This is a genomic window from Pseudomonas mosselii, assembly GCF_019823065.1.
GTDB lineage: Bacteria > Pseudomonadota > Gammaproteobacteria > Pseudomonadales > Pseudomonadaceae > Aquipseudomonas > Aquipseudomonas mosselii.
Genome location: NZ_CP081966.1, coordinates 2,304,497 through 2,319,189 on the forward strand (window position 1 = coordinate 2,304,497; position 14,693 = coordinate 2,319,189).

A 14,693-nucleotide genomic window follows, 5' to 3' on the forward strand; every position below is an offset into this window, starting at 1 on the left:
CCATGGCGCAAGTGATCAGAACTGGTAGCCGACCCCGGCGTAATACCCCCAGCCATCGGACCGGCCGCGGAAATCGCCATCGCCGAAATTCAGCTGGCTGCCGTCCTGCCAGTTGCCGCCATTGTGGAAATGGCGGCCCACCAGGGTGAAGCGCAGGTGGGTGAAGGCGTACAGCAATACGTTGGTGGATACCGTGGCATTGGCCGTGCGGTTGGGGTTGTCCTTGTGCAGATCCGAGCCGAAATCGAAGTTGGTGAAGCCGATATAGGTCAGTGAGGCGCCGTTGTCGAACTTGCCGAGGGGCACGATGTACTTGAGCTGGGCCCGGTAGCCGTCCCACGAGTACTCGTTGCTGGCGCCATAGTTTTCCCACTGGTAGCGACCATAGAAGTTGGCCGACAGGTTGACCCGCGAATGGGTGTCGATGTCGGTGCCCAGGCCGCTGTACAGGGTGTTGGCGCGGTTGGCGCTGTTGCTGCCGTGGTCGTAGATCCAGTCGAAGGCTACGTACCACTCCTTGAACGGGCCGACGGCCAGGCTGCGGCCGGCCAGGTAGTCGATGGAGATCCGTGGCTCGTGCTCCATGAACAGCGGCGAGCCGTGGTCCCACGCGCCTTTGTCATGGCTGTTGCCGATGTCGAGGATCTTCGGGATGTCGATGTAGCCGTACAGCTCGAACGGCCCCTTGCGGCCGAAGTACTCGTATTCCAGGTAGATATCGTCGACCGGGCGGGGGCCGAAACTGATGTCCTTGGTGCCGATCAGGGTGAAGTTCTGGTTGTACCAGTCCGACAGGTAAGGGCCGGATTTTACCGGCGCGGCGGCGGGGCTCAGGGCCTCGCCTTGGGCTGACTCGTTGGAGGCAGTGTTCAGGGCGTGGCTGGTGGTGCTGAGTAGTCCCGTAACAGCGCCCAGTAGCAGGGAGGCAGCCAGGGGGGAGCGAGCCGCTGGGCGCAGGGATGCAGGTTGACGCATTGAAAGTCCTTGTTCATGCGGTGGTAGCCCAAAAAGGCTGAGGTGAGCGAAAGCTTCGGCGATTGTTCGCTTAATTGTTTTGAGCAAACGTTTGCATACTCTGTACCAACCTGCCAGAGGTCTTTCAAATAAAGCTGAATTCGGGGTGTTAGCTGACCTTTCGGTTAAAAAGCTGCACGGAAAATGGGCGTGGGATGCAGGCAGTTACACGCAAGGGGCTGCGCGGTAATGGGTGGTCGATTGAACGCGGGTGGTTTAAGCGATGGGCTTGCGGCGCCTCATCAGAAGGACCAGCCGCAACTCCATCGTCATCTTGCTGGCATCACTTCACTGCAGGGTCTCGGGCTTCATCCCTTGGGAGGCTTCCTTCAATCCCTGTTCCATCCGCCCGATCACCTGCGCCAGAATCGCCGCTCTTTCCAGCTCTCCCGCCGCCTTCATCCGTGCATGATCCCGCCGTAGGTTCAGCAGGCATTTCTGCAGTCCAAGTGCCGAGCTGTCGTAGTTGTCCATGTCGTTCTCACAAGCCGTGGGCATCCATGCCGTTGTAGGAAAGGCTCGACGGTATCAGGTCAATTCCCCAGCCAATACTGATTATTCATACACTGGCTCACAAATCCGTTGAAACGTCCTACAGCGATAAAAGAGACATCTCACAGAGTGATTTGGGTGGGTGTTTCTGCATGCTTCCGCTCACTTCGCGGCAGGCCCCGGCGTACAGGGCCTGGCTCGAAACAGATGGGGCGCAGAGGTCATTCGTGCACCCTGTCTCCCTTCGAGGCCTGCCGAAACGATATGTTGCAATTACCCTTACAGATGCTCGGCATCCAACACTGCATTGACGAACGCTTCGGGCGATTCCTGCGGCCGGTTGTGGCCGATACCACCGCTCACCAGGTGATAGGCGTACTTGCCGGTGAAGCGCTTGGCGTAGGCCTCGGCCAATGGGTGCGGTGCGCCGTTGGCATCCGAAGGAAGTGGCCTGGCGAGCTGCGGCACGCGTGCGGGTTTCCTCGGCCTGGCCTGGGGAGGCGGCCAGCAGGGCCAGAGGAGCACGGCGCAGGCGAGCAGGGCTGAGCGGTTGATGCGGTTGGCGGTGGCGAACATGGTGCATCTCCTTGGCGGGCCATCGGTGTGGGCTGGATGGCGTGTAGTTAAGGCGGTGGCTGTGTCCGGGGGGGCGGGTGCTGGCGGGGTGGGCGTTCGTGTGTATCGGAAGGCGGTTGGTACACAGAACGCTACAAAGGCAGGGCCGCATTGCGGTCGATCGCCGGCTTGCCAGCGATGAGCTGCGCAGCAGCCCCACAGGGCGAGACAGGATCAGTCTTGCTTGTTCGCTTGCGCCTGCAGCCAGCGCACCACCTGCTCGGCGGCCGAGCCTGCCTGCGGAGCATGGCCGGCGAGCAGGTGAAAGCCGGCATCGCTTTGCAGCTCATGGTCCTCCAGGGCCAGTACCAAGGTGCCGGCCCTGAGGGCATTTTCTACCAGCAGGCGGGGTACCAGGGCGATGCCCATGCCTTGCTCGGCGGCCTCGATGGCGAGGATGGTCTGGGAGAACACCGGGCCGCTGAAGCGCGTGCCGGGCAGCGCGTAGTGATCGAACCAGCGCTTCCAGTTGTTGTGGCTGTCGGAGATCAGCGGCTGCTGCGCAAGATCCGTGGCTAGCCGCCAAGGGCGCTCGCCGCGCAGTGCCGGCGCGCACACCGGTACCGCCACGCCGGGCAGCAGGGGCATGGCGTAGGCGTCGGCGAAGGGCGGCGCTCCCCAGCGCACGGCAAGGTCCACGGCACCCTTGCCGTTCAGGGGGCGGGTAGTGTCGGAGGCGTCGATCATCAGCGCCACCTGCGGGTGTGCCTGGGCCAACAGGCCCAGGCGCGGGATCAACCAGCGGCTGGCGAAGGCGGGGGTGGTGCTGAGCAGGATCTGCCGGGGATCGCGCTGGCTGTCGCGCTCCAGCAGTTCGCCGGTGGCATCCTCGATGATGTCCAACGCCAGGCGCACGCGGGTCAGGTAGTCGGCGCCGTCCGGGTTGGGTCGCAGGCCTCGGGGCAGGCGTTCGAACAGCGGGCGCCCGAGCTTGTCCTCGAGGGTGCGCACCTGCTGGGCAACGGCGCCGGGGGTGACGTGCAGCTCGTCGGCGGCGGCGCGGAAGCTGCCCAGGCGGGCGGCGGCCTCGAAGGCCACCAGGTGGTTGACGATGGCGGGGGCATTGCGTCGCTTGGGCGCGCTCATCCAGTAGATTTCCTGCAGGCTGCTGCCAGTATTTGTGATTGGTGCGTTAAGCCGGATTCTGGCTTCATGGGCCTACTTGATCAACTCCCTGAAGGAGCAGCAAATGTCTTCGCAGAAAGTCGCAATCATTACCGCAGGTGGCAGTGGCATGGGCGCTGAGGCCGCACGGCGGCTGGCCGCTGATGGCTTCAGGGTGGCGATCCTGTCGTCGTCCGGCAAGGGCGAGGCGCTGGCGGCCGAGCTGGGCGGCATCGGCGTGACCGGCTCGAACCAGTCGGTAGAAGACCTGCAGCGTCTGGTGGATACCGTGATACAGCAGTGGGGGCGGGTTGATGTGCTGGTCAACAGCGCAGGCCATGGCCCGCGCGCACCGATCCTCGAGCTGAGCGACGATGACTGGCACCGCGGCATGGAGGTGTACTTCCTCAACGTGGTGCGCCCGACTCGCCTGGTGACGCCGATCATGCAGCGCCAGGGCGGCGGCGCCATCATCAACATCTCGACCTTCGCCGCCTTCGAGCCGGATCCGGCGTTCCCGACCTCCGGGGTGTTCCGTGCCGGGCTCGCGGCCTTCACCAAGCTGTTCGCCGACCGTTACGCGGCCGAGAACATCCGCATGAACAACGTGCTGCCGGGCTTTATCGACAGCCTGCCGGAGAAAGAAGAATTCCGTAACCGGATTCCGATGGAGCGGTACGGCAAGGCCGAGGAGATCGCGGCCACTGTCGCCTTCCTGGCCTCCGAGGGCGCGGGCTACATCACTGGGCAGAACCTGAGGGTCGATGGCGGCATTACCCGTTCGGTGTAACTGGTGCATGCAGCTGGGCGACGACTTCCGTTAGCATGTCGCCCCTGTTTCCCGCTATCCGGATCCGCCCCATGAGCACCTCGATGTTCCGCCAGGCCACGGCAACCGACGTGGACCGCTGCTACCAGATCGAAACCAGCGCCTACGAAGGCGACGAAGCCGCCACCCGTGAGAAGATCGCCACGCGCATCGCCCAGTACCCGGAGGGCTTCCTGGTGCTGGAGGCCGATGGCCAGGTGATCGGCTTCATCAACAGCGGCTGCGCCGACCAGGTGGTGATGTCCGACGAGGCCTTCAAGGAGCTGGTCGGACACGACCCGCAGGCGCCTAACGTGGTGATCATGTCGGTGGTGCTCGACCCGGCGTACCAGGGCCTGGGCCATGCCAGCCGGCTGATGGCGCGCTTCGTCGAGCAGATGCGCGAGCGCGGCAAGGCGACCATTCACCTGATGTGCAAGGATCGCCACGTCGGGCTGTACGAGAAGATGGGCTACACCTATGTACGCCCGTCGGCCTCCGATCATGGCGGCATGGCCTGGCACGAAATGATCATGGTGCTCTGAAGGGCCTTCGACTAGCATCGACGCTTTTCGCAGCCAGGGAGAGGCCTGTGAACTACGTCGTGATTGCCGCACACCGCAGTGAATACCCTGCGCCCATCACCTTTGCCCAGGGCACGTTGCTGGATATTGGCCAGCGTTACGAGGGCGACGAGCACTGGGAGGACTGGTACTTGTGCAGTTGCCACGGTCAGGAGCCGGGCTGGGTGCCCGGCCAGCTCATCGAGCGGCTGGGCGTCGGTCGAGGCAGGGCAGTGGAGGCCTATTCGGCGCATGAACTGGACGTTGACCCCGGCCAGCCGCTGGAGGGCCTGCGCCCGCTGAACGGCTGGATCTGGTGTCGTCGTGCCGGTAACGGGGAGCTTGGCTGGGTGCCGCTGGCGAAGCTGCGCCTGCTGGATTGAGTTCAGGCCATGGCCAGGACAGCCGCGCTGTCGAGAATCCGCGCATAGTCCATGGCCAGGTTGCCCAGCGCCAGGGCATGGACATCCTCCGCCGGCCACAGTCGGCCCTGCAAGTCGTGCTGGTCGAAGGTGTAGCAGGCATCGGCCACCACTACCGTATCGAACCCCAGGTTACCTGCCGAGCGTGCGGTCGACTCCACCGAGTTGTTGGTGATCACCCCAACGATGACCAGCTGGCTGATGCCGCGCTGGTGCAGCCAGCGTTCAAGCCCACTGTTGCAGAAGGCGTCGGGCACGTGTTTTTCGAACACGGTCTCGCTGGCGTGCGGAGTGAAGGCGGGCTGGAACTCGCAACCGGGTTGGCCCGGCCAGAACACCGAATCGGGATCGCGGGAAACATGGCGCACATGCACCACCGGGCGCATGCTCGCGCGCCAAGAAGCGAGCAGTTGGTTGATGCGCTGTTCGGCTTCGGGGTTGTTGCGACGGCCCAGGCGAGGGTGGTTGATGCCGTTCTGCATGTCGATGATCAGCAGGGCGGCGTTGTTGGCGAGCGCGGTCATCTCCGGTAGTTCTCCTTGTCTGGGCTTCGGACCGTAGCACAGGTGTGTTACCTGCGCAGACGTCATCGCGGGGCAAGCCCGCTCCCACGCCGATCGCCTTACCTCGCGTCTTTTACCCGTGGGAGCGTGCTTGCCCCGCGATGGGAGAAATCATCATCTGATATGCTTTTTTTCCTCGAACCTGAATCTGTAACCGTATCAGCGGCTGCCGGACAATACGTCCAGGCCCAGCCTTCCAACCCGGTGTGCGCTGGGCAGGTTGCCCCGCTGCACTGCCGCAGCGGCCAGCCCCGCCGTTACGACATCACACTGTAGAGGTTCCGATGGGCAAGCTCGCGCTGTTTCTGGGTGGTTTTCTGCTGCTGACTATCATGATTGGCCTGCTGGGTACCATCCCGCCAAGCTGAGCCGTAAAATTTTCTTGTCCCGGCCCGCCTGGCGCAATGGCGGGCCAGACACGTCGCCCGGTTTACCCTGCCCCCTGGCCGCAGTCGTCTAGACAAGCGGTATCTGCAAGTCGTTCTCAAGTACAAGTCGCTCGTGTAATCTCGCGCCCCCAATCCCAGGGCCCGGGCACACGGGCCGTTCACTTGCCTTGGAGACAATACACACTATGGAATGCAAGAAGGGCACTGCAGCGATGCTGGAGTGGCGCGGTCGTTTTCTCGGTGAGGGCATCCTCCACGAAGCGGACTACGATCAGGCACTGCGCCGTGCCGAAGAGTTGGAGCGTTCTGGTGTGATCAGCGCAAGCGAATGGATCGAGTTGGTCAAGCTGGCCAATGCGGCTTTACTGCGCTTGTAAAAATTCCTTCAAGGCTTGTAGAAACTGTCCACAAAAATCGTGGGTAGGTCTGTGGATAAAGCGCTGCAGGCCATTGTTTTCAGGGTCTCTGTTAGATTGAGCAGAAATTGAGCAGCCCTGTTCAGGGCTGTTTCCCACTGCGCAGGCCAGCTTCGCGCAGGGCTTGCAGCAGTTCGCGGACCTTCGCCGGCCGGTCGCCGGCTGGGTACACGGCGTGCATCTGCGGGTCCTGTCCGGTGCTGGATGTCAGGTGGTAGTCGGGACAGACCCGCACCAGGCGCCCGGCACGTACCTCCGGCTCCCCCAGCCAATCCGCCAGCCGGGCGATACCGGCCCCCGCCAGGGTACTCTGCAGCACCGCCACCCCCGAGCCCAGGCGCAGCCGAGGCCGCGGGCGCAGGCTCACGGTGTGTCCATCCTTGCTGAAATGCCAGGCCTTCAGGATGCGCGGCGCGGTGTGCAGAATCAGCGTATGCCGCTCCAGGTCTTCCAGTACCTGCGGTGTGCCGGCCAACGCCAGGTACTGAGGGCTGGCGTAGAGATGGCGGCGGTAACGCCATAGTGGATAGCCGATCAGCTCGCTGGACTGCGGGAAGGCCCCGCGGATCACGAAATCCAGCTTGCCTTGCAACGGGTCGAAAGCCTGGTCGCCGTACTGTACGTCGAGGGTGACGTGGGGGTGGCGCCGGGCAAATTCGGCCAGCACCGATGGCAGCACTTGCAGGGCCAGCACCTCGGGCGCGGCCAGGCGAATCCAGCCTTGGGCGTCGCCGGTCAGCGCCGCCAGTTCGTCGGCGGCATCCCGTTGCACATCCAGCAAGCGTTCGGCGTGGGGCAGTAGCCGCTCGCCAGCTTCGGTCAGGGAAACCGAACTGGCGCTGCGGTTGAACAGCTTGGCGCCGCTGTTATCCTCCAGGGCCTGCACAGCTCGGGTCACCGCGCTGGGCGAACGCCCCAGGGCACGGGCGGCGCTGACGAAGCTGCGCTTGTGCGCGACGCTGACGAACGCCTGTATTTCACGCAGCATGTCCAGTGCCATCGCGGGCCTCCTTGTTGCAGTTTTCGCAATATGGCATTTCAACACACGCGCGCCGCTTTGATTAGTCTGGCAGCCTGTTTTGTGCCGCCCGGACCCTCGAGATGATGGATATCGCCCTGCTTTCGCTGTTCGCCTTCGCCGCTGGCCTGATCGACGCCGCCGTTGGAGGTGGCGGGCTGATCCAGATCCCGGCGTTGTTCAACGTGCTGCCCAACGCCCAGCCGGCGGCCTTGCTGGGCAGCAACAAGCTCGCCTCGGTATGCGGCACCAGCTTTGCGGCGCGTTCGTTCATCCGCAAGGTCACGCTGGACTGGGGGCTGATCGTGCCGGCGGCGCTGAGCGCCTTCGTCATGTCGTTCTTTGGCGCGGCCACGGTATCGCTGGTGCCGGCAAGCGTGATGCGGCCGATGGTGCTGGTGCTCATTGTGCTGATGGCCATTTACACCTTCTGCAAGAAGGACTTCGGCACCTTGCACAAACCGAGGGTGATCGGCCGCAAGGAACAGTGCCTGGCGGTGCTGATCGGTGGCGCCATCGGCTTCTATGATGGGCTGTTCGGGCCGGGCACCGGCAGCTTCCTGATCTTCCTGTTCATTCGTTTCTTCGCCCTGGACTTCCTGCATGCCTCGGCCTCGGCAAAGCTGGTCAACATTGCCACCAACCTGGCCGCGCTGGTGTTCTTCATCCCGTCGGGCAATGTGCTGTGGGCCATTGCGCTGCCGATGGCGCTGTTCAACATCCTCGGTGCGCTGACCGGCACCTGGCTGGCGGTGCGCAAGGGTGCGGGTTTCGTGCGCGGGCTGTTCCTGGTATTGCTGTGCGTGTTGATCACCAAGCTCAGTTGGGACCTGCTGGTCGGATGAGTCACCGCACCTGGCGCTGCCCTTCGGCCTGCTCGACCCGGTTGCGGCCTTGGGCCTTGGCCCGGTAGAGCGCTTGGTCGGCGCTGGCCAGCAGTTCGTCGAGGCTGGGCGCCGGGGTGTCGGCGGCGCAGCCGCTCAGGCCGATGCTGACGGTGATCCGCAGCGCCTGCTCTGGCTGGGCGATATGCAGGTCCTGCACTGCCCGGCGCAGGCGCTCGGCGGTAAACCTGGCCAGCTCCGGCGCCAGCCCCGGCACGATGATGACGAACTCCTCGCCACCGAGGCGGGCGAACAGCTCGCCGTCGTGCAACTGGTCCTGCAGGGTCATGGCGAACTGGCGCAGCACCTGATCGCCGACCCCGTGGCCATGGCGGTCGTTGATGGTCTTGAAGTGGTCGATATCGAGCATCATCAGGGTCAAGGGCAACTGCGGCGTGTGCTGACGGCTGTCCAGCAGGGCGTTGGCGCGGCGGGTGAAGGCACTGCGCGACAGTGTGCCGGTGAGGTGGTCGATGGTTGCCTGATGCGCCAGGCGCGCCATCAGGCTGCGGTTGGCGCTGCTGACGCAGGCCAGCACCAGCGGGCCGAGCACCAGCATGGCGATGCCCAGGCGTGCCGACATCAGGGTGGTGACCCCCGATTCGCTCTGCGGGATGCTGAAGTGCATGAGGTTCTGCGCCACGGCGACGATCAGCGTACTGCCCGCGGTCAGGGCCAGCAGCGCCACCAGGAACGGTGAATAGCTCAGCGCGCACCACAGCAGTGCGGCGATCGGGAAGGCGATGGCCCCGGGGCCGCCGAAGACGATGCTGACCGCCAGCGAGGCCAGCAGTACCAGCAGCGGTGCCAGGCGGATCGGCTGGCTGCCGTGGCCGCTCAAGGCGCGGGGCGAGGGGGCGGTGAGCAGCACGGGCAGGACCAGCACGCTGGTGGAGAACTGTTCGCTGAACCAGGCAAGCCATGTGGCGCGCAGCGATTGTTCGAACCAGGGCGTGGCCATCACACAGGCCAGGCTGGCGGCGACCATGGCACCGACCGCGCAGGCGCCGAACAGGCGCAGGGTGCCGTGGGGCGTACGCAGGCGTCGATGCACGCGTGGCAGGCGGGCCATCAGGTACCAGATGCTGACGATGGCGCCGAGGTTGCACAGGTTGAACCACAGGGCCGGTTTCCAGGCGCTGCCGCAGCCGAGGTCGGCGGCCACCATGGCCAGGTAGATGAGGGCGAATCCGGAGGGGGTGGCCTGGCGCGGATTGCGCAACAGCACCCCGGCGAGCACGGCGTTCACCGGCCAGAACAGCGACAGCGACTCGATGGGGCGGGCGAGGATGCCGGCCAGGGTCAATGCCAGGGTCAGGCCGAACAGGATCAGCGGGGGCAGCAGGCGCGACGGAGCTGATGACACCATGGGCTCGACCGACAAGCGAAGACAGAATCCAGGAAAACGGCCGTAGGCACCTGGGACGATAGTCTGTGAGTGTCTTTCAACTGCCCAATTGATGTCAATTCGCCGCAAATCGCTTGGATCGTGGCGACTACAGGCCGAACACCCACGGCACCATCAGCACGGTGACCAGCATCACCAGGAAGGTGAAGGGCACCCCGACCTTGACGAAGTCCCCGAAGCGGTACTGCCCGGGCCCCAGCACCAGGGTGTTGACCGGCGACGACACTGGCGTCATGAACGCCGCCGACGCCGCCAGGGCCACGGTCATGGCGAACGGGTAGGGCGACATGCCCAGCTGCTGCGCGGTGCTGACCGCCACCGGGGCCATCAGCACCGCCGTCGCGGTGTTGGAGATGAACAGGCCGATCAGCGCGGTGAGGGCGAACAGGCAGGCGAGGATCACGCTCGGCCCTGCGCCGCCGAGGGCGCCGACCAGCGCGCCGACGGCCAGGTCGATGCCGCCGGTCTTCTGCAGGGCGAGGGCGAAAGGCAGCATGCCGACGATCAGCACCAGGCTCTGCCAGTGGATGGCGCGGTAGGCGCTGTTCATGTCGATGCAACGGCCGGCGCCCATCAGCAGGCAGCCGATCAAGGCGGCGATGACGTTGGGCACCAGGCCGCTGACCATCAGCCCGACCATCACCGCCAGGCTGATCAACGCGTAGGGCGCGCGGGCGCGGGCCGGGGCGACCTGGTCGATTTCCGCCGGCAGGCTCAGCACCAGGAAGTCGCGGGGCTTGCCCTGCAGCTGGCGCACCGCTTTCCATGGGCCGACCACCAGCAGGGTGTCGCCCAGTCGCAGCTTCTCTTCCACCAATTGCCCTTCGATCGCTTGCTGGTCGCGGCGCAGGCCGACCACGTTGAGGTCGTAGCGCGTGCGGAAGGTCAGTTCGAGGAGGGTCTTGCCGATCAGTTGTGAGCCCGGAGGCAACGAGATCTCGGCCATGCCCACTTCCTGGGACTGGTCGATGAAATAGGCCGCCTTGAAGTGCAGGGGTTCGAGCAGCATCGACTGGCACAGGCTGCGCAGGTCGTCGCGGTTGGCGAATAGGTCCAGCAGCAGCACGTCGTCCTGTTGCAGCAGGGTACCGGAGTCGGCAGTGATCACCCGGGTGGTGAATTTGTGCTGGCGCTCGATGCCGATCACGTTGGCGCCGTGGCGGGTGCGCAACTCCAGCTCGCCCAGTGTGTGGCCGATCAGCGGCGAATGGGGGCGAATGCGCAGGCGCCGCTCGCGGCCGCTGAGCTTGTAGTCCAGTACCAGGTCGAGCAGGGTGCGGCGGCTTTCGACGCGGCCGTCCTTGCGTACCTCGCCGTTGAGCCAGTGGCGGGTCAGCAGCATGTAGCCGATACCCAGCACCAGCACCACCAGGCCGAAGGGCGTGAAGCTGAAAAAGCCGAAGCCGCTTTCGCCGTGGCGCACCAGCTCGCTGTGCACCACCACGTTCGGCGGGGTCGCGACCAAGCTGAGCATGCCGCTGATCAGGCCGGCGAAGCTCAGCGGCATCATCAGCCGGCTGGGCGAAAGTTGCAGGCGTGCGGCGATGCTCAGCACCACCGGGATGAAGATCGCCACCACGCCAGTGGAACTCATCACCGAGCCCAGGCCAGCCACCGCGACCATCAGCAGCACCAGCAGGCGCGCCTCGCTGTTGCCGGCGCGTTCGCTCATCCATTCACCGATGCGGTAGGCGATGCCGGTGCGCACCAGCCCCTCGCCGATCACGAACAGCGCGGCAATCAGTACCACGTTGGGGTCGCTGAAACCGGCCAGGGATTGCTCCACGGTAAGAATGCCGGACAGCGGCAGCGCGAGAATCACCAGCAGGGCAACCACGTCCATACGTGGACGGTTGATGATGAACAGGACGACGACGACGGCCAGCAGGCCTAGGACCCAGAGCAACTCATGGTTCATGGGGAGGGGATGTTCCTTCACACAGGGGCACGATAGGCGATGGCCCTAGTGTGGCAGCTCGACGCGAATGCGTCGTTGACGTGCTGCAGTGTTTTTGCCGGTTGGCGATCTGCTGCGTAATGGCAGGGCGCTTGGGGCGGGCCCGCGGCCCCCCCCGTACTGCTGAATCAGTGGCGATGCTTGTGCTTGCGGTTGCTGTCGCCCATATGGTTGCCGATCGCGCCGCCCGCCGCGCCGCCCAGGCCTGCGCCGATGGTCGAGCCGTTGGCGCCGCCGAGCTTGCCGCCGATCAGCGAGCCACCGGCCGAACCCAGGCCGCCACCGATGGCGGCTTCGGCCCGGTTGCCCTTGCGGGCGCCCACCGCGCTGCCGGCCGCACCGCCCAGGCCCGCGCCGATGGCTGCGCCGGTGCTGCCGCCGATCTGTTTGCCGACGACGTTGCCCAGGGCGCCACCCAGGCCTCCGCCGATGGCCGCAGTGCCGTCACCGGCGAAGGCGCCCTGGCAGAGCAGCAGGCCGAGGGCGAGGGAAGGCAGAGTCAGACGCATGTTGTGAACCTCAGGGAAGTCATCAGAAGTAGGGTGCCACGTGATTGGCGGCGAGTCAGGGTTGGAATGACGCTTCAGCGGTAGTAGCGGTCACGGTACTGGCGGTCGTCATCGTCACGGTCGTGGCGATGGTGATGACGGTGGCCGCGGTCACGGTCGCGCCAGCCGTCGTCATCGTCGTGGTAGTGATTGCTGTAGCAGCCGCCGAGCAGCAGCAGGGTGGCGATCATCGAAAGGCTGGCAAAGCGTTTCATCACGTTATAGGTCCTTGATCCGCAACGGTTTACGCGGTACCTCCTGAGACCTGTGGCGATCGATTTGGTTCTTTGTCGCGCAAATTTTTATCGCGGCGGCGATGAGCGGCAGCGGTGATTCCCCGGTCGGCCAGGCGGTGCTAGAGTCAGCTTCTTTTTTGTCCCGAGGATGGAACATGCGAGCAATTCTGCCGATCACCGTGGCGCTGCTGCTGGCGGGCTGTGCATCGTCGACCATGGAAGCGGCGCGCAACGGGTCGCCCACCGCACGCCTGGATTCGCATAAGACGCCGGACCTGGTCGCCCAGTGCATCCAGTTCAGCTGGCAAGAGGAAAACACCTTCGGGGTCGATGCCAGCGGTTACCTGGAGGCGCGCAAGCAGGGTGGGTTCACGGTGTACACCCGAGAGGCCGAGTCGTTCGTCGATGTCTACGCCCAGGCCGGGGGCACCCGTGTGGACTACTACGCGCAGAAGGACGACCAGATGGCCCTGCGCCGTCGCGCGGCGGCGGCGACCTGCCTGTAGGGCCATCCCCGCCGGTGGTCACATCGGCAACAACCTGTCCTGAATCACTTCTTTCATCACCAGTGTCGAGCTCAAGCGCTTGACATTGGGGATGCTCGTCAGCTGTTCGTCGTACAGTTTCTGGAACGCCGGCAGGTCCTTGGCCACCACATGCAGCAAGTAGTCCGGATCGCCGAACAGGCGTTGGGCCTCGACAATCTGCGCAATTTCCCCGAGCGCCGCCTCGAAGTCCGCCACCGGCTGGCGGGTCACTTCACGCAGGGTCACGAACACCAGCGCGGCGAAATTCAGGCCCAGGGCCGCCGGGGCCAGGCGAGCGTGGTAGCCGAGGATGGCGCCGGATTCCTCCAGCGCCTTGAGGCGGCGGTGGCAGGGCGACAGGCTCAGGCCCACGCGCTCGGCCAGTTCGGTAACCGACAGGCGTCCGTCCTTCTGCAGCTCGGCAAGGATTTTTCGATCGGTTCGATCCATAGGGGAGAATCTTCCAGTATTCGGCGTGTTGCAGGGAATATACGAAAGAAAATCCCCGGGTGATATCCGTAGTCTTTCTTTCACCGAAACCTGTGTGGAAGGAAGGGTCGACATGACCATGAGTGTATTGGCGGCGTTCTGGGCCGTCTCCCTGCTGTTCGTGATCACCCCTGGTGCCGACTGGGCCTATGCCATCTCGGCCGGCATGCGCGGGCGCTGGGTGGTACCGGCGGTGGCCGGCATGCTCTCCGGGCATTTCCTGGTCACCCTGGTGGTGGCGGCCGGGGTCGGTAGCCTGCTCGCCGGGCACCCGCTGGCGCTCACCCTGCTGACCTTGGCTGGCTGCGTTTACCTGCTGTGGCTGGGCGGCAACCTGCTGCTGAGCCCGGCGGTGCCCGAGGCGGGCGAAGGCGGCGAGCGAGACTCGGGGTCGCGCTGGGCGTTCAAGGGCCTGTGCGTGAGTGGGCTCAACCCCAAGGTCTTCCTGTTGTTCCTGGCGTTGTTGCCGCAGTTCACCGATCCGCAGTCGAGCTGGCCGCTGCCGCTGCAGATCCTGCTGCTGGGGCTGGTACACCTGGGCAGCTCGCTGGTGGTCTACCTGATGGTCGGCTATGGGGCCAAGGCCGTGCTGCGCACCCGGCCTGTGGCGGCGCGGGCGGTGGGGCGGCTGTCCGGCGGCGTGATGATCCTGATTGCCGTGGGGCTGATTGCCGGACAGTTGCGTTGATCCTCTCAACAGCGGCGGCTTGGGCTATGCTGACGACCTTCTTGAACCGGAACCGCCAACCATGAAATACGCCGCCGCACTCTTGCTCAGCCTGCTTCCGTTGCTGGCCCATGCCGTGCAGACCGGGGAAACCCTCGCCCCCTGGACCCTGCTTGACCAGTACGATCAGCCCTACAGTCTGGGCGCCGACACCCACATCCTGCTGGTTGCCCGCGACATGGACGGTGCCAAGCTGGTGAAGGCGGCGCTGGCCGAACAACCCAAGGGCTATCTTGAGGCGCGTGGTGCGGTGTTTGTTGCGGATATCCAGCGCATGCCGGCACTGATCAGCAAGCTGTTCGCCATCCCGGCCATGCGCGACTACAGCTACCGGGTGCTGCTGGACCGTGAAGGCCGGGTCGCCAGCCGCTATGCCGGGGAGCAGGGCAAGGTGTTGTGGCTCTCGCTGGACAATGGCGTACTGGTCGGGCAGAAGAGCTATACCGCTGCCGATGACCTGAAAGCGGCATTGGACCAGGCCAGCCGCTGAAACCTGCGGGCTTGCCCGGCGAC

The 14,693-nt window shown here is 64.9% G+C and carries 18 protein-coding genes and 1 pseudogene; 8 read left to right on the forward strand and 11 right to left on the reverse strand.

The annotated features are described in order from the left end of the window. Positions 1-15: 15 nt before the first annotated feature. The 4 genes and pseudogenes from K5H97_RS10675 to K5H97_RS10690 form a co-directional block, all read right to left on the reverse strand. Positions 16-975, reverse strand: a complete 960-nt coding sequence (locus K5H97_RS10675; RefSeq protein WP_036986334.1) for a nucleoside-specific channel-forming protein Tsx — start codon at positions 973-975, stop codon at positions 16-18. Positions 976-1,302: 327 nt separating this feature from the next. After that, positions 1,303-1,488, reverse strand: a complete 186-nt coding sequence (locus K5H97_RS10680; protein WP_028691853.1) for a hypothetical protein — start codon at positions 1,486-1,488, stop codon at positions 1,303-1,305. Positions 1,489-1,785: 297 nt separating this feature from the next. Beyond that, positions 1,786-1,947 (reverse strand): annotated as a pseudogene (locus tag K5H97_RS10685) (alpha/beta hydrolase); the annotation flags it as partial. A 348-nt stretch (positions 1,948-2,295) separates the two neighbouring features. Next, a complete protein-coding gene (locus K5H97_RS10690) occupies positions 2,296-3,207 on the reverse strand; it encodes a LysR substrate-binding domain-containing protein (RefSeq protein ID WP_028691851.1) in 912 nt (303 codons plus the stop codon). 103 nt (positions 3,208-3,310) lie between these two features. Between K5H97_RS10690 and K5H97_RS10695 the strand changes: the two genes are divergently transcribed. The 3 genes from K5H97_RS10695 (at position 3,311) to K5H97_RS10705 (ending at position 4,979) form a co-directional block, all read left to right on the forward strand. Then, entirely contained in the window at positions 3,311-4,015 is a 705-nt protein-coding gene (locus K5H97_RS10695; RefSeq protein WP_028691850.1) for an SDR family oxidoreductase, read from the forward strand. Between the two features lie 71 nt (positions 4,016-4,086). Next, positions 4,087-4,578 carry a GNAT family N-acetyltransferase gene (locus K5H97_RS10700; protein ID WP_028691849.1) on the forward strand — a complete coding sequence of 164 codons (492 nt, stop codon included), beginning with the start codon at positions 4,087-4,089 and terminating at the stop codon, positions 4,576-4,578. A gap of 47 nt (positions 4,579-4,625) precedes the next feature. Next, on the forward strand, positions 4,626-4,979 hold the full coding sequence (locus K5H97_RS10705) for an SH3 domain-containing protein (protein ID WP_028691848.1): 354 nt from the start codon (positions 4,626-4,628) through the stop codon (positions 4,977-4,979). A 2-nt stretch (positions 4,980-4,981) separates the two neighbouring features. On the opposite strand, the gene K5H97_RS10710 is transcribed toward K5H97_RS10705, so the two are convergent. Continuing rightward, positions 4,982-5,542, reverse strand: coding sequence for a cysteine hydrolase family protein (locus K5H97_RS10710; protein WP_028691847.1), 561 nt, complete (start codon positions 5,540-5,542; stop codon positions 4,982-4,984). 613 nt (positions 5,543-6,155) lie between these two features. Between K5H97_RS10710 and K5H97_RS10715 the strand changes: the two genes are divergently transcribed. Then, positions 6,156-6,347 (forward strand): hypothetical protein, encoded by a 192-nt coding sequence (locus K5H97_RS10715; protein WP_028691846.1) that lies wholly within the window; start codon positions 6,156-6,158, stop codon positions 6,345-6,347. Positions 6,348-6,468: 121 nt separating this feature from the next. On the opposite strand, the gene K5H97_RS10720 is transcribed toward K5H97_RS10715, so the two are convergent. Then, positions 6,469-7,386, reverse strand: coding sequence for a LysR family transcriptional regulator (locus K5H97_RS10720; protein WP_028691845.1), 918 nt, complete (start codon positions 7,384-7,386; stop codon positions 6,469-6,471). A 101-nt stretch (positions 7,387-7,487) separates the two neighbouring features. On the opposite strand from K5H97_RS10720, the gene K5H97_RS10725 reads away from it, so the two are divergent. After that, positions 7,488-8,249 carry a sulfite exporter TauE/SafE family protein gene (locus K5H97_RS10725; RefSeq protein WP_028691844.1) on the forward strand — a complete coding sequence of 254 codons (762 nt, stop codon included), beginning with the start codon at positions 7,488-7,490 and terminating at the stop codon, positions 8,247-8,249. A 1-nt stretch (position 8,250) separates the two neighbouring features. Here the strand turns inward: K5H97_RS10725 and K5H97_RS10730 are convergent, their stop codons facing one another. The 4 genes from K5H97_RS10730 to K5H97_RS10745 all read right to left on the reverse strand — a co-directional run bounded on the left by K5H97_RS10730 (position 8,251) and on the right by K5H97_RS10745 (position 12,416). After that, positions 8,251-9,672 (reverse strand): GGDEF domain-containing protein, encoded by a 1,422-nt coding sequence (locus K5H97_RS10730; RefSeq protein ID WP_028691843.1) that lies wholly within the window; start codon positions 9,670-9,672, stop codon positions 8,251-8,253. 112 nt (positions 9,673-9,784) lie between these two features. Continuing rightward, complete coding sequence (locus K5H97_RS10735) at positions 9,785-11,614, reverse strand: SLC13 family permease (RefSeq protein ID WP_028691842.1); 1,830 nt, start codon at positions 11,612-11,614, stop codon at positions 9,785-9,787. Between the two features lie 167 nt (positions 11,615-11,781). Then, the gene (locus K5H97_RS10740; RefSeq protein WP_028691841.1) at positions 11,782-12,162 is read right to left on the reverse strand and encodes a glycine zipper domain-containing protein; all 381 of its coding nucleotides are present in this window, start codon (positions 12,160-12,162) and stop codon (positions 11,782-11,784) included. A 74-nt stretch (positions 12,163-12,236) separates the two neighbouring features. Beyond that, positions 12,237-12,416 carry a hypothetical protein gene (locus tag K5H97_RS10745; RefSeq protein ID WP_028691840.1) on the reverse strand — a complete coding sequence of 60 codons (180 nt, stop codon included), beginning with the start codon at positions 12,414-12,416 and terminating at the stop codon, positions 12,237-12,239. A gap of 176 nt (positions 12,417-12,592) precedes the next feature. Here K5H97_RS10745 and K5H97_RS10750 point away from each other — a divergent pair, with 176 nt between their 5' ends. Continuing rightward, positions 12,593-12,943 (forward strand): hypothetical protein, encoded by a 351-nt coding sequence (locus K5H97_RS10750; RefSeq protein WP_028691839.1) that lies wholly within the window; start codon positions 12,593-12,595, stop codon positions 12,941-12,943. A gap of 18 nt (positions 12,944-12,961) precedes the next feature. Here K5H97_RS10750 and K5H97_RS10755 read toward each other — a convergent pair whose 3' ends face one another. Then, positions 12,962-13,414, reverse strand: coding sequence for an Lrp/AsnC family transcriptional regulator (locus K5H97_RS10755; RefSeq protein WP_028691838.1), 453 nt, complete (start codon positions 13,412-13,414; stop codon positions 12,962-12,964). A gap of 112 nt (positions 13,415-13,526) precedes the next feature. On the opposite strand from K5H97_RS10755, the gene K5H97_RS10760 reads away from it, so the two are divergent. Together K5H97_RS10760 and K5H97_RS10765 are read left to right on the forward strand one after the other, a co-directional pair. After that, complete coding sequence (locus K5H97_RS10760) at positions 13,527-14,141, forward strand: LysE family translocator (RefSeq protein WP_028691837.1); 615 nt, start codon at positions 13,527-13,529, stop codon at positions 14,139-14,141. A 61-nt stretch (positions 14,142-14,202) separates the two neighbouring features. Next, entirely contained in the window at positions 14,203-14,670 is a 468-nt protein-coding gene (locus K5H97_RS10765; protein WP_028691836.1) for a hypothetical protein, read from the forward strand. Positions 14,671-14,693: the final 23 nt, after the last annotated feature.

Excerpts from the sequence above, each read along its gene's own strand:
- K5H97_RS10675 (WP_036986334.1), bottom strand. The coding sequence starts at position 975 with ATGCGTCAACCTGCATCCCTGCGCCCAGCGGCTCGCTCCCCCCTGGCT.
- K5H97_RS10680 (WP_028691853.1), bottom strand. The coding sequence starts at position 1,488 with ATGGACAACTACGACAGCTCGGCACTTGGACTGCAGAAATGCCTGCTG.
- K5H97_RS10690 (WP_028691851.1), bottom strand. The coding sequence starts at position 3,207 with ATGAGCGCGCCCAAGCGACGCAATGCCCCCGCCATCGTCAACCACCTG.
- K5H97_RS10695 (WP_028691850.1), top strand. The coding sequence starts at position 3,311 with ATGTCTTCGCAGAAAGTCGCAATCATTACCGCAGGTGGCAGTGGCATG.
- K5H97_RS10700 (WP_028691849.1), top strand. The coding sequence starts at position 4,087 with ATGAGCACCTCGATGTTCCGCCAGGCCACGGCAACCGACGTGGACCGC.
- K5H97_RS10710 (WP_028691847.1), bottom strand. The coding sequence starts at position 5,542 with ATGACCGCGCTCGCCAACAACGCCGCCCTGCTGATCATCGACATGCAG.
- K5H97_RS10715 (WP_028691846.1), top strand. The coding sequence starts at position 6,156 with ATGGAATGCAAGAAGGGCACTGCAGCGATGCTGGAGTGGCGCGGTCGT.
- K5H97_RS10720 (WP_028691845.1), bottom strand. The coding sequence starts at position 7,386 with ATGGCACTGGACATGCTGCGTGAAATACAGGCGTTCGTCAGCGTCGCG.
- K5H97_RS10725 (WP_028691844.1), top strand. The coding sequence starts at position 7,488 with ATGATGGATATCGCCCTGCTTTCGCTGTTCGCCTTCGCCGCTGGCCTG.
- K5H97_RS10735 (WP_028691842.1), bottom strand. The coding sequence starts at position 11,614 with ATGAACCATGAGTTGCTCTGGGTCCTAGGCCTGCTGGCCGTCGTCGTC.
- K5H97_RS10740 (WP_028691841.1), bottom strand. The coding sequence starts at position 12,162 with ATGCGTCTGACTCTGCCTTCCCTCGCCCTCGGCCTGCTGCTCTGCCAG.
- K5H97_RS10745 (WP_028691840.1), bottom strand. The coding sequence starts at position 12,416 with ATGAAACGCTTTGCCAGCCTTTCGATGATCGCCACCCTGCTGCTGCTC.
- K5H97_RS10750 (WP_028691839.1), top strand. The coding sequence starts at position 12,593 with ATGCGAGCAATTCTGCCGATCACCGTGGCGCTGCTGCTGGCGGGCTGT.
- K5H97_RS10755 (WP_028691838.1), bottom strand. The coding sequence starts at position 13,414 with ATGGATCGAACCGATCGAAAAATCCTTGCCGAGCTGCAGAAGGACGGA.
- K5H97_RS10760 (WP_028691837.1), top strand. The coding sequence starts at position 13,527 with ATGACCATGAGTGTATTGGCGGCGTTCTGGGCCGTCTCCCTGCTGTTC.
- K5H97_RS10765 (WP_028691836.1), top strand. The coding sequence starts at position 14,203 with ATGAAATACGCCGCCGCACTCTTGCTCAGCCTGCTTCCGTTGCTGGCC.